We start from the raw sequence: 215 nt of genomic DNA, 5'->3' as shown, positions 1-215 counted from the left end.
TGCTCTTCCGATCTCCACCGGAGGCGCCGCGGGAGGCTGCACCGCGGGCGACCCCACCGGAGGCACGGCGGGCGGCGGCACCGGAGGCACCGCGGCGGGCGACCCCACCGGAGGCACCGCGGGAGGCTGCACCGGCGGCACCGGCGGCGGCTGCACGGCGGAAGGCTGCACCGGAGGAACCGCGGTCGGAGGCACCGCGGCGGGCGACCCCACCG

General features: G+C 80.9%; 1 protein-coding gene. It reads left to right on the top strand.

All coding sequences use genetic code 11. From position 1 onward, the window contains the following. Nucleotides 1-215 (top strand): hypothetical protein (locus DW309_RS19905; protein WP_205812763.1); only part of this gene is annotated, 215 nt, incomplete at both ends.

This window comes from Microbacterium sp. K41, assembly GCF_004794395.1.
Taxonomy (GTDB): domain Bacteria; phylum Actinomycetota; class Actinomycetes; order Actinomycetales; family Microbacteriaceae; genus Microbacterium; species Microbacterium sufflavum.
The sequence above is the reverse complement of the archived record's forward strand: the minus strand, read 5'-3'. Positions and strand labels throughout refer to the sequence as shown.